The 13,327-nt window shown below is 28.6% G+C and carries 12 protein-coding genes; 1 reads left to right on the top strand and 11 read right to left on the bottom strand.

Annotated features, from left to right (window positions below; all coding sequences use genetic code 4):
* Window positions 1-603 precede the first annotated feature (603 nt).
* The 11 genes from SDAV_RS11380 to SDAV_RS11330 all read right to left on the bottom strand — a co-directional run bounded on the left by SDAV_RS11380 (window position 604) and on the right by SDAV_RS11330 (window position 12,473).
* Window positions 604-960: a hypothetical protein gene (locus SDAV_RS11380; protein WP_114565674.1), complete on the bottom strand. Its 357-nt coding sequence runs from the start codon at window positions 958-960 to the stop codon at window positions 604-606.
* A gap of 695 nt (window positions 961-1,655) precedes the next feature.
* Window positions 1,656-1,955 (bottom strand): hypothetical protein, encoded by a 300-nt coding sequence (locus SDAV_RS11375; RefSeq protein ID WP_114565623.1) that lies wholly within the window; start codon window positions 1,953-1,955, stop codon window positions 1,656-1,658.
* 167 nt (window positions 1,956-2,122) lie between these two features.
* Complete coding sequence (locus tag SDAV_RS11370) at window positions 2,123-3,610, bottom strand: type IV secretion system DNA-binding domain-containing protein (protein ID WP_114565673.1); 1,488 nt, start codon at window positions 3,608-3,610, stop codon at window positions 2,123-2,125.
* Between the two features lie 96 nt (window positions 3,611-3,706).
* A complete protein-coding gene (locus SDAV_RS11365) occupies window positions 3,707-4,045 on the bottom strand; it encodes a hypothetical protein (RefSeq protein WP_114565653.1) in 339 nt (112 codons plus the stop codon).
* Window positions 4,046-4,048: 3 nt separating this feature from the next.
* A complete protein-coding gene (locus SDAV_RS11360) occupies window positions 4,049-6,571 on the bottom strand; it encodes an Mbov_0397 family ICE element conjugal transfer ATPase (RefSeq protein WP_114565672.1) in 2,523 nt (840 codons plus the stop codon).
* A complete protein-coding gene (locus SDAV_RS11355; protein WP_114565671.1) occupies window positions 6,561-8,126 on the bottom strand; it encodes an Mbov_0396 family ICE element transmembrane protein in 1,566 nt (521 codons plus the stop codon). Before SDAV_RS11355 ends, SDAV_RS11360 begins: the two co-directional genes overlap by 11 nt.
* Before the next feature lie 100 nt (window positions 8,127-8,226).
* Window positions 8,227-8,406: a hypothetical protein gene (locus SDAV_RS11350; protein WP_114565670.1), complete on the bottom strand. Its 180-nt coding sequence runs from the start codon at window positions 8,404-8,406 to the stop codon at window positions 8,227-8,229.
* Window positions 8,406-10,667 carry an adhesin gene (locus SDAV_RS11345; RefSeq protein WP_114565669.1) on the bottom strand — a complete coding sequence of 754 codons (2,262 nt, stop codon included), beginning with the start codon at window positions 10,665-10,667 and terminating at the stop codon, window positions 8,406-8,408. Before SDAV_RS11345 ends, SDAV_RS11350 begins: the two co-directional genes overlap by 1 nt.
* Window positions 10,668-11,117: 450 nt before the next feature.
* Entirely contained in the window at window positions 11,118-11,477 is a 360-nt protein-coding gene (locus tag SDAV_RS12470; RefSeq protein WP_186823505.1) for a hypothetical protein, read from the bottom strand.
* On the bottom strand, window positions 11,429-12,202 hold the full coding sequence (locus SDAV_RS11335) for a ParA family protein (protein WP_186823504.1): 774 nt from the start codon (window positions 12,200-12,202) through the stop codon (window positions 11,429-11,431). The genes SDAV_RS12470 and SDAV_RS11335 overlap by 49 nt, the downstream gene beginning before the upstream one ends.
* A complete protein-coding gene (locus tag SDAV_RS11330) occupies window positions 12,189-12,473 on the bottom strand; it encodes a hypothetical protein (protein ID WP_114565666.1) in 285 nt (94 codons plus the stop codon). Before SDAV_RS11330 ends, SDAV_RS11335 begins: the two co-directional genes overlap by 14 nt.
* A gap of 313 nt (window positions 12,474-12,786) precedes the next feature.
* On the opposite strand from SDAV_RS11330, the gene SDAV_RS11325 reads away from it, so the two are divergent.
* Entirely contained in the window at window positions 12,787-13,263 is a 477-nt protein-coding gene (locus SDAV_RS11325; RefSeq protein ID WP_114565665.1) for a recombinase RecT, read from the top strand.
* Window positions 13,264-13,327: the final 64 nt, after the last annotated feature.

Genomic DNA, 13,327 nt, shown 5'->3' with positions numbered 1-13,327 from the left:
ACCATATTAATACCTAATAATTATATCTTAAATTTTAATATATTTAGTATTTTATTCAAAAAATACTAATAAATTTATTTAAAAAATATATAAAATTTATTAAATATTTTGTTTTGATATAGTAATGGTATTTATTTTGGTTTTCTATTGGAATAAAAAAGTAAGAAAAAAGGAGTTGATTTGCCAAACAGCAAAAACGATATGATCACGACCATATCTTGGTTTTGTTTATTCGTTGTCTTGCTACATCTTTGGTTTTATGCAAGTTCTCTGCTTTGTTGATAGGGGGTTAAGAACCGGTAGGGGAATTAGTTTAAGTTGTCTAATTCCCCTAATAACTGGGTGAGTTCTTCTTCGGATAATTTTGGTGGGTCGCCCTTGTTTTTTTCATACAAGGTGTTATAATCATCAACAAGAGAATTATTCTCTTTATTTTTAATTAATGATTTTTTATTAGCAGAATACTTAGTTTTTACGAAAGATTGGTATTCTGCTTTTAATTTGTCGCTTTCATCACAAATTTGTTCGCGTGCTTGTTGGTAAGTTAACCACTTAAAAATGGGTTTGTTGCTTGTTCTTTTTCGTATCTTCGAGCAGACACAGTTAAATAATGCAATTCTTTAATTGCAGTGTCTTTAATTGCTTGATAACCGCCAAGCGATATTTATTATTATCACGCGTATTATAAATTCAGTAGTTAAAAAACATATCAAGACCAACCAAAAAGTATTTACCGGTTTTGTCAATAAAACACATTTTTTTAGGAACACAAATAAATTTGTCATAAATTTTGACTTTATAACTATCTTTGCGGGTAGGGTGTTGCCGAACTATTTTTTTCGGTAAGTAAAAATTAGAGATATGTTTATTTTCATCAAGTTGATTAATAACTTTATGATTAAACCCATTTATCTCAACAAAGTGATAATTGAGTTGTTCTGTTTGTTGTAATTGTTGCATAATAATATTGCTCCTTTCTGCCGTTTTGAGCGAATTTAAACTCTTTATTGGCGTTGATATTTTCCAAAATGTAGAATAATATTCTTTTTGGTTATTTCAACGCTGATATAAACTGAATTTTGTGTTGTTTTGATATATTAAATAAAAAATAGGTAGAATGAACTTTTTTTCATTCTACCTATACACAAAAATTAAATAAATGTTATAATTTAACTGACCTACCAAAAGGTGGGGTTAAATCAATAACCTAATTAAGTGGTTTGCTTGACCGCTTAATAGGTGTATAGAAGAATGACTGATGGGTCATTTTTCTTTTTGTTTATTTAGTTGTTTTTATTTTACCACAAAGGGGGATTAAATAATTTAATTTCAACTCCTTTTTGTGTAACAAATAAAAAGGGAAATAACAGACCGCTATTTCCACAAACATTATAATAATTGATAAACATATTCTAAGGTAAATAAAATATGTTAAGATGTTTATGGAAACACAGTGTTGTTCAAAAATCGTTGTGTTTCCGTTTTTAATTGTCCTAGCAATTTAATTGCTAACATTTACATTGTACAACAGATAAATAAATTTATCAATAAATTTTAAAAAAAACAAAAAACCTTAGTAAAATAAGGTGTTTTTGTTTAAACCTAATTTATAAAGGTGATGTATTTTAAATACATCGTTGTTAATATAACATAATTTAATTGATAATATTAAATTCTCTAACACTATATTCAAGTTCGTCAGTGTTTTTGTTATTTTTGTGAAGATATTTAATTTCAATTGTTTTAGTATCTTTATTAAATACTTTGTTTAAATTATCCGCAGTTTCGTTTCAAGTAACACATTTAATATTTTGTCCGTCATCATTTACATAAAATGAAAACAAATTGCGTTGAATATTATTTTTGTCAGTAATTGTTTTAAACATTGCTTTATCAGCAAAAATAACATCTACCTCTTTTATAAATAATTGATTATTTTGAAAATTTCTGTACATATAAAAAATTCCTTTCATTAATTAAAGTATTTTATAAATAATAATTTTTAAACTAATAAAAGAAATTAATAGCATAATAGATTAAATAAAATAAATACTTTAATTAATTTTAACTCAATTATAAATATTTTAAAATATTTATTTGTTTAAATGTTGAATTAAATAATCTAAACAAGTGGGGTCAACCGCAATTTTTTTAATAAATAACTTACCACTTGGTAGCGTTGTTTTAAATAGCATTCTCCGATTTTAATAGTTTTCAGGTCGTTCGGGTGAACAATAAACTCATCCACCGCACGCACCGAACCCATATCAGCGGTGTTATTTTTAAAATCAAGTTGGCGAGTTAGTTTTTCGGTTTCTTGAGTACCAAAGACACTCGCTACATATTCCGCCGTGTTCGGGTCTTTAATGTTATGACAAACAATAGTGCTAACATTTCCGAAGATAGTGTCTGTTAAATTCATATTGTTTGTTTTTAAATCATTTATTGTTTGAAATGACAAGAAACATTGATAATTAAAACTACGCGACTTATTTATCAAATTGACAATAGTTTCACTTGCAAAGACATTAAACTCATCTAAAACAATGTTAATTTTTTGATTAACTGGTTTTAGGGTAGTTAATTCTTTTAAGTCTTGGATTATGATTTTACCAACCGCACCCGCCAACTCGGGGTATTTCAAAGAATTTATACTAAACAAAATCGTTTTATGTTTTGTGATCAATTCAAGTAAACTATTATTTTTGCCAAGCGAATTATTTAATTGCATAGAACAAATATCTAATTTACTATACATACCAACAATTTCTTTTTCTTCAAAATTACTAAGTTTAATCTGGTTAGGTTCTACTATGCCGCCAATCAATACTCTTAAATTCCCAAGTTGGAAATAATCTGTAATGGTTTTTAGCGTTATAGGAATTTTCTTTTTTATTAAAACATCTAATAAAATTAATAAATAATGTTTTGCCTTATCACGATAAAAAGGTTCTGAAAAATCAAACAACGACATTATCTTATCCGATAACACAACACTATCTTTTGTCGCAAAGGGGTTGTATTCAGTTGACCCACCAATTTCTCAAATAAAGGCGTTAGGGTCTTGTTGTTTAACTTTATCAATTAAATCAATATCCCCCTTTCCATCAATAATAATTGTGGTCTGTTTAAATATTTGAGTTAATTGTTTTACCAAAAACATTAATGTTGTTGTTTTACCACTCCCCGTTGTCCCAACCAATAAAGTATGTTGAGTTAAATTAGTTTTGGGAATACCATACTTATTATTAAGAGCAAGCATTTTTAACTGTAATGTTTTAAATTCTTTATCACTTGCTTTGTTTGATTTTTGTTGTTTTGTTTTAGGACTATCCATATTATCTATTTTATGACTTACATAAAATCAAAAGAAAAATAAAAACGCAATAATAAACAAAATAATTGAAATTAACCAACTATATTTATCAGCATAAGCAATATGAAAATTTTTAAAATCTAGTGTATGGTATTTTAAAAACATAATAATAATTGCCGAAGCACAATTTATCAAACATACAAGCATAAACGGTATTACTAAAATAAAAATAAACCAATAAATAATTTTATTGCTAATATTTTTATCTCGCCAATTAATAATTTTTTTTCACATTTTAAACACCTACCTTTCTATAAAAAAATGTCGTTTGTGCTGCATTGAAAGTTATTTTAACGAATAACATATTAACTCAATGCAATATAAACGATTTTATTTATTTAATGCTTCTTGGTTGATTTTAATTGCTTCAAGCATTTTGTTTCATTCACATTGATAAAGATTTATTAAGTACTGTCCTTGTCAAATTTCACTTTTGACATGTATTTTAGCGTCATTATCATATAATCAGATAATATATTCATCTGTGCTTTTGATACCAACCGCAAGTGATTTACCCCTCCGCGAACCGTGAATGCATTTTTTACTAATTCACACCGACAAACCTTTATGTTTGGGAATAGAAAATAAAACTGCTTTCTCGGTTTCGCGTTTTAGTTTTCTGCGTGCGAAAATGTTAACTGTTACTCAATCGGTTTGCTTTGGTTCCATAATTTATGTTTCCTTTCCTAGGTTATTAATGTCTTCTTGGGTACCGATTGCTTTGATTTCTTCGCTTGTGGCGATAACTTGCAAAATATAGCGTTTATCATTGATACTAAATAAGCAAAGTCCCTTTTTAGGTGTTAAAATAACATTTTTCTCATACGCATTTATCATATTGTTATCAGTCAATAATTCAGTATAATTTTGCAAACCGATTGAATTTAAGTGATGAATAAATTGATAAGTACACTGTTCAATTATTCCCCGTGCTTGGCGTTTAACATTTTCGCCGTGCTGGGTAAAGTCACCGATACTTTGCGTTAAAATATATAAAATTCCGTTAAATTTACGACAAGTTTTCGATAAAGTAAATAAATAATTAAGGGCAAGCAAATTATCTTCGTTAATTAATAAGTGTGCTTCATCCACCGCAATACAAATTCAACTCTGTTGCTCAAGTGGTAAGTTTAAATTATCTTCCTTATTTTTTTTCATAACACGGTCAAGCAACGCTAACAACAAATACATTTGGGCGTTAGCAATTGTTTTTGATTTTGCCATATTGTAAATATCAAAAACAATCAAGTCGCTTTTAATTTCTAAGGTACTAACACCATTAAATAGGGTGCCGTCTGCTCCCTTGGTTAGTTTTCACAACATTTTTTCTAACAAAGTATCTTGTTCTTTTTGATATACCAAGTTATATAAATCAGTTAAAATTGGATAATCTTTTCGAGATAATTTTTTTAAATTTGTATCAGCAGTAATTTTAAAGTTTTTATATAATTGAATAATATATTCTTGTAATTTAGCAAGGTCTATATTTGTTAAATCACTATACAAATTTTTAAACCATTGTTCTAGTAATGAAATGTGTTCGGAAAAATTATCAGTAAAGATTTCTAAGGGGTTAATTTTTGCTTTTGGGTTATTACCAAATTCAATAATTTCTCCACCGTGGTAATTGGCAAAACTACCATATTCGCGTTGTGGGTCAATAATATAAATTTTTGTGTTATTACAATATAATCAATTTAATTGCTTTTTAACATTAAAAGTTTTTCCAAATCCCATCTGACCAACAATAAAAGCGTTATGACTTGCTCTTACTGATGACTTGGTTTTTATATCAAAGATAATGGGTTGTATTTGTTCATTTTCACCCATTATTAACCCGCGAGGGTCATTTAATGGTTTACTTGGAAACGGTCAAGCACTCGCAAGAGTAATCGTTGCCATTTCTTGCTCGATGTTTTTTAATTTATCATTATTGTTAAATAACAAAAATTTATATGTTGTAAATTGGCGAAATGTCAAATCATTAATAGTAAAACGATTTCTTATCATTTCATTTTTTAAATTTGAAACAACTTGGTCTAAACCAGTTTTACTATCAGCAAAGCAAGTGAAAATAATTGAAACCATTTTTAAGGTTTCACCCCCAACTTGAATAAGTTGTAATAACTCATTAAAATTTTGTAAATATAAGTTATATTCAATATCTTCACTTGCTTTTTTAGTTTCTTGGTCTTGTGCTCTTCGTATAGCACGGTCAAGCAATTTAAACGCTGTAATATTATCTAAATGGTGAACACGAATAGAAATATTGACATTTTCTATTTCGCTAAAATTACTCAACCACATATCATTAACAGTCAACGGAAATTGATTAACAGTAAGATAACTAACAAATTTATTATTATCCAGTTTCAAATAATTTGCAGTTTCTTTAATCGATGTTGGTAATGTTGAAATTGCTGTATTTGTTGGTATGATTTTTTTATCAACAATTTTCTTAATTTCTTCGCTTGTTGGCAAAGTCAAAGAAAGATGTTGATTATACGATAACAACGATAATTCAAGTTTTTTATCGTTATTATTAGTGAAAACAATTAAATAATAATTTTGTTCGAGTTTTAAATTTTGGTTTTCCAAGTATTCAGACATCGACAAAAAATTATTTAATTGGTGTTTTTGTGAATTTTTTAAACTATCTTGCTTTAAAGTCTGTGTAAGATAGTTTTTATTTTTGTTAAAATTCAACTTACTATCAATTTTGATAATTTCAAAATTAAAATTTAGTCCACGCAAATAATTAGAAAAGTCATAAATCGGTGTATTGCGTTCTTCTTGCGTTGACAATGTTAAATCAACGGTATTTATTTTATATATAAGTGCTTGTTTTTTGTTAAAAATAACACGGTTATTGATAATTTGTATGTTATTCGTGTTTTCTATTTTATGATTTTTATTTTTAAATAAGAACACAATAGCAACAAAAATCACATAGTATAATTTTTCACCATTTTTATTAGGTGCAATCAAAAATATTGTTAAAATAGCAACAATAACAGTTGTAATAACCCCCGCCAGCAAGGATAATTTTGCAAGCAAAGTCAAAGATAAAGTTATCAAAACCACCGCGGCAAAAATAATAAAAAGTTCTTGTCAACCAATACCACCAAGAGCATTGGAAACAGTAAATCTGACTTTACTTGCTTTTTTAGTGATAATTTTTGTGTTATTTTCCATTGTTTTTGTCTCCTTTTTCTTTCTTTGTTGTTTTAGTGTTTTCTTGTTGTAAAACACTGTCTTTATTTGTTTTCTGTTTTCGTTGTTCTTTGAATGTTTGATAATCACTTATATTTGTCATAACTTTATCTTTCGTTTTCATTGCTTGACCAGCAAAGGCACTGGCAACACCCCCCGTATTAGGGTTAAAACCACCAAACAAAGTCCCCGCTGCCGCATCTTTAAATGGGGTACCGCTTTTCATTGCACTACTTATCCCTTGGGTTAAACCAATTGGTTTACCAACTACATTACGAGCGGCAAATTTCCCCGATTTTCACGCGAATTTACCGCCAATTTTAGCAAGGTTAGTTGCCATTCCAAACGACATCAGATTACCGATACTATCGCTCATCGCTGTATTACCGCCAATTAAACTTGTTATAATTTGTGGTGATTTTGCAACGGCAAAACCAAAGGCAAAGATACCAAGTAAGATAAAGATTGGTTGTGATAAAGAATTAGGCATAAATGTTGCCACTTGCCCCAACACCGCAATACTCATAATAAATATGTTGTAAGTTATAAACATAAAGGCATAACTTATAAATCGCCCAATAACCATATCTTTTCAATTACGAAATTGTTGTCCTTGGTCGGTGACACTCATTACAACAACCACGGGCGAGTAACACAATAAGATAAACAATTCAATTACCCGCCAAAATAAAAACAAACAAACAGTAAACATAATATAAACCATAAAACACTCAGAAATCAAACAAATAATATAACTAAAAGACCCACTATCATCAAAAGTCCACGACACTGGAATATAACTAAAATGATGAACACCATTATCAAACGACGAATTAAAAATCGCCAAAGCAATATTATTTGTATCTATTGGGGCATTTTGCAAAAACAATTTAACAACCATCGTCATAATTGTATTTGCCATAATAAACAATGTCGGTATTAAAGGAATGGCAATAATGATGATAAGTATATTTGTAATTGCCGCTTTTATTTCGTGGCGGCGATTGTTATACATTCACGCTATCGCTTTTGTGCCAATAATGACAATTAACATCGCCATTGCAATACCAAACAACAACCAATATATCGTGCTAATATTATTCATACTAAATAATTGTTCGCTTAACGCTCCCCCACCAATAAAGTATACGACATCTTGCATTCCACCCAACAACCAAACAATCGGTTTGATAAAAATAAGATACAAAATAGCACAAAAACTATTTATTGCTCACCCAATAATGTCCCCCATTATGTTTGACCCGCCAGTTGTTTCTACTGTTTCAACATTTAAAGTATTAGAAAAAAATGTTTGGATATTAGTTGCTGGTTCGGTATTTGGCAAAAACCACAAAACCACCGCTAATATCGCAATCACAATACAACCAATAATTAACAAGGGTATCATTGCGATTGCCAATATTGTAAATATTTTTTTAAAATAGTAAGCGATAAATTGCTCTAACCCTTGTTTTAATATTGGTTTTTTTGATTTTATAACCGTTAAATTATCTTGTTTTCGTTTTCAGAACAACATATTTACACCCCCTAACTTGTGATTGGGGCGATAGTATCTTTAAACGCCAAGACAATTACACTTGCAAGAATAACAATTAACAAGCAAATTAAAACTCACATTACTTTTTTAATTGTTTCTTTGCGGTTGCTACTATCAGCGTTAAATTTACCCCAATCGCATAAACACCAATCATAATAATTGCTGATACAACTGCAATAGCAATTAATATTGGCAAAGCAATACCTAAAATTTTGTTAAGTAAATCATTTACCCCGCTTGTTGCTAACAAAGTCAACATTATTCATCACCGCCTTTATTATTTTGTGCTTCTTTTTCTGCTTCTTCTTTTCTAACTTTTTCAACTAATTTATCGTGGCGGCGTTTGTTAATTTTTGGTAAAAAATATTTATCAAAGACAAATCTTTTAAACAACAAATATGCCAGACCAAGACCCGCCAAGACACCCGCAACAACGCCAATAATTCACAGTTTGCTATCCTTACCTTTATTATTGTTATCGGGTGTCTTGCTGTCTTTGATTTGCAAGGTAAATTGTTCTGATGTCGCATTATTGTATTTAACAGTAATGTTTACTTTGTCATTTGGTTTAAAATCACTTTGGTTTAAAACAAACGAAACTTGGTCTTTCTCATAATTGCTGGTATTTACCCCATCAATTTTGATATCACTTGGGATTTGCGTTTTTAACTGCTCGACAACTTGCTCTTTTGTCAACGGTTCGGTTGCTGACAGTTTACCATTGGTTTTAAATCAGTCCGCAACAGCACTCGCAATTTGACTATCACTTGCTAGTTGTTGTCAATTTTTACTATCTGCAAAAAGATTGTTTAATTGACTAGCACTATACCCACGGATATTGTCGTATCCATTTGCTTTCGCTCAAATTTCAAATTGTTTGCCATTATCAGTATTTCAATATTCTTTTATATCTTTTTTCTTTTCGTTTATTTGTAAATAAACATTGTTGGTATGTCCCAAGTTGTCTGACAGTTCAACAACATATTTACCATTTGTTGTTGCTAATTGCGACCCATCAAGTTTAACGCCGTTTGTTGGGTCAATATTGCTTGATTGTGATGTTTTATTTCATTGATCATCACAACCATACACAAACCCAGTTATCACACTGCTTGGTGTTGGTTTAACGATTGTGATAATACTTTCACTACTTGCATAGTAAAAAGTGTTAACTGGGTTTGTTAGGTTACTTGTATCAATTTGAAAAAGATAATCTTTTATTACCGTTGCGGTTGATGATGTTGGTGTTACATCGATTTTTAAATCAACTGTCGTTGCTGAAACAACATTGTATTTAACATCAACCGAACCCGCATAACTTTTACTATCTTTTTTCGCGGTTAAAGTTGCAGAATTATTATCTTTTTTTGTTATTTCAATTTGCGAAAAATCATCAATAACATTGTGATTTTTTTGATTAACAGCAGAAAAAATAGTGTCATCGTTGTTATCTAAGATATTTCCTAAATCAGTCGTTTTAATTAACTCACTTAAATTTTCTTGTTTACTTGTTGCTGGTGGGTCAATTTTCGCTTGCATCGAGACAATAATTTCACTCGTGTATTGTTTACCTTCCAAAGTAAAAAATACTTGTAAATTATGGTCGCGGGGTGCGGTTTCGGGTTTAACATTGATATGTCATTGTTTACTTGTTTGTGGTTGTTGGACATTATCAAAGACAACCTTATCAATGTTGGGGTTGGCAATATCAATGTTTAACTCCCCATCAACCGTAAGCAAGTCGGGGCGAGTTCAAGTCATCGCTTTCATACTATCAACTAAGTTAAACTGACTTTGTGTTTTCACCCAAGACAAAGCAGTTTGAAAAAAATAAATAATATCATTTGTTTCAACATAAATATTATTAGAACTATCAACGGCAAGGGAATTTATTTTTCCAGTTATTCCATCTATTGCCGTTGGGGTTGTTGCACCTTGTTTTAACACAAAAACACCATTGCCTTTACCAAAATAAATGTTATTTTTAGTATCAACGGCAAGGGAATTTATTTTTCCAGTTATTCCATCTATTGCCGTTGGTATTAATCGCTTTTGTGCCAATAATCAAATACCGTCTAAATTAGATGTGGTAAAATAAATATTATTAGAACTATCAACGGCAAGGGAATTTATTTTTCCAGTTATTTCATCTATTGCCGTTGGTGTTGTTGACCCTGCAGATAACTTATACGCACCGTTATTTGTTCCAAAATAAATGTTGTCGTTACTATCAACGGCAAGGGAATTTATTTTTCCAGTTATTCCATCTATTGCCGTTGGGGTTGTTGCACCTTGTTTTAACACAAAAACACCGTTATTTGTCCCAAAATAAATGTTGTCATTGCTATCAACTGTGATTGGTGAAACTTTGTCTTTTATATATTTGATTTCTTTTGGTGGTAGGTAATCGTTGTTTGAGTTAAATGTCAAGGTGCGTGTTGCGGGTGTGTTGGCAAGCAACGGTGCGGGAATGCTCGCTGTCAGCGTTGATATTGTTAATACACTTAATAATTTTTTCATTTCTGTATTCCTTTCTGAACAATAAAAATAGGAATAGCACCACAGCACTATTCCCACAAAACAATTTCTAACATATTTCACAATGGTATCACAAAAATACCACCAAGAAATATGTTAAAATTGTCTGTGGAAACGCTAGTTGCATGCTAGTGTTTCCACGATAGTAATTTATCTCCAAATAAATTACTATCACTTTATATAATTTTAACGAGTAAGGAGAAGAAGTCGCTTACTAATATTATTTTACCACATCTAATTTATAGGTGTGGTTTTTTTGATATTATTGTTATTTACTACAGTTGTTATCCCCCGTATTGATCGTAAATCAATTATCATCGATTTTTTGAATGGTAAAACTACAATTCAAGCATTTTTGTAAATCAACATCGACAATCATTAAATTATGATTGATAGTGTCTTTATTATCTATTTTTTTCATCGTTATTTTATCTACTTTCGTTTTTTGTTTTTATTTTTTTTCTTTTTTCTTTTTTGTTTATTTTTTATAGGGGGTGTATTTATTTTCTTTCATTCTTCAATATCTTCATAACAAAAATCATAAACCATATCAGTAAAAAATTCTTTTTGGAATTCTTCATCTATTTCTAACATATTTTCTAATTCACTATCAACCTCATATCTTGACCAAAAAGCAAAAAACCTTTTGCTATGTTCTGCACAAAACAAAGTCATTATATCAACAAGCAATATTGGTTCTTCACAGTGAGGAGCAAGACAAATATTTTCATCTATTTTCATAGTTATTTGATTTCCTTGATGAGTTCTTCGTATGCTTGTTTCTGTCGCCAATAAACATTATTATCCCAAATACTATTTAGTTTATTTTCAGTCTTAATAAATGTATCAGAGTGTTTTATTATATTTTCAGATAAAAATTCATAAATACTATCATTTTTTAATCATTCTAAAACGGTAGCAGTATTTTCATTATCCTTAATATTATTAAGAATAATATTAATTTTTGGTATATTTCTGTTATTTTTTCTGCAAATAACATTTAATGTATTTTTCAAATCAATAATACCCTTATAACTACCTATACCAGAATTGATTGGAATAATAATTAAATCTGATAAAGTTAAAAAAGATAGTCCCAATTCTTGTACAGTTGGTGGGTAGTCAATCAACACATAATCATAACCATCAAAAGTTTTTTGGTTTGATTGATAAATAATGTCTGCAATTAAATCTCTATCTTTTTCTTGATAAATAGTATTAATTAGAGTACTACTTTTATTTAATTCTTCATTTCCAACAATAATATCAATGTTTTTATACTTTGTTTTTTGAATAAGACTTTTTATAGGTAACATATCAATAGCATTAATAATTTTTGATAATGATTTATTTTGGAAAATATCTTTTGTCGCAAATTGGACTGATAAGGTTGCTTGTGGGTCAAGGTCAATCAATAAAACCTTTGCCCCATCAAGGGATAACTTATAAGCGACATTTTTGCATAATGTCGTTTTGCCTACTCCACCTTTTTTGTTACAAAAACTAATCATCTTCATTGTTGTTGTTTTCCTTTCCATAACGCTCTTCTAAAATTCTATTCATCAGTGTGGTTAATTTTCAATCATTTTTTTGTGCTTCTTCTCTGAATTTTTTAATTAAATTTGATTTAACTGTCATTGATGGTAAAACATCTGTTTTTAAATTTCTTTTTCTAAACTCTTTTGTTTCTTTAAAACTAGATAAATTTTTAACTATTTTATTGTTTTCTGAAAATTCTTCATTATTTATCTTTTTTAAGTGAGATAGCTTATTTATTGTTTGTGGCATAAATATATAACCTTTCTTTAATATAATTATTATATAAAATATTATAAATAATACAAGTATTATAAATATTATTAATTAAAAAATTAAATATTTATATATTATAATAATAAAATATTATAAATAATACAAGTATTATAAATATTATTAATTTTAATTAAAAATAAAATTATTTTTATTACCATTTCCCCGTGAAAATAACTTTCAATGCAGCACAGAGGACAATAGCAAAACAAACAACGAAAAACCATTATAAAATAAGGGTTTTAAAATAATGGTATAATGTTTGTGGAAATGAATTTATAGGGAAAAAAATATGGCAAAATCAAATAAATTACTTAAAAAAAGTGATGAACATTCAGAACAAATTTTAAATGAAATTTGAGAAGAAGAAATGAAAGAAGAGAAAGAAATTGAAAAAATTAAATATGAAATAGGTTATAAAGGTTATATTCAATTAGCACAAAGAAGTGGACAATATTTAGATATAGCAGTAACAGATGTTAGGGTTGGAGAATTAATGAACTATGACAGTTTAGAAAAATTAAAATTTAATTGAATACAAGATGAAGATGAAAGAGAAAAATTACCCATTATTGGATATGTAGCATATTTTAAATTAATTAATGGTGCAACAAAATACTTATATATGACAAAAGAACAAATGGAAAATCATTTTATGAAATATTCTAAAACTTATGCTAAAAATAAATCATTTTACATTGCTATTTTTGATGAAATGGCACAAAGAATAATAATAAATATTTTATTAAGAAAATATTTAATTAATTAAATAACTATGAATAATATTTTAAATTTAAAAATAACAAACAAATACATAATTAAATCAATATTTA

The organism is Spiroplasma phoeniceum P40, from assembly GCF_003339775.1.
GTDB lineage: Bacteria > Bacillota_I > Bacilli_A > Mycoplasmatales > Mycoplasmataceae > Spiroplasma > Spiroplasma phoeniceum.
The sequence above is the reverse complement of the archived record's forward strand: the minus strand, read 5'-3'. Positions and strand labels throughout refer to the sequence as shown.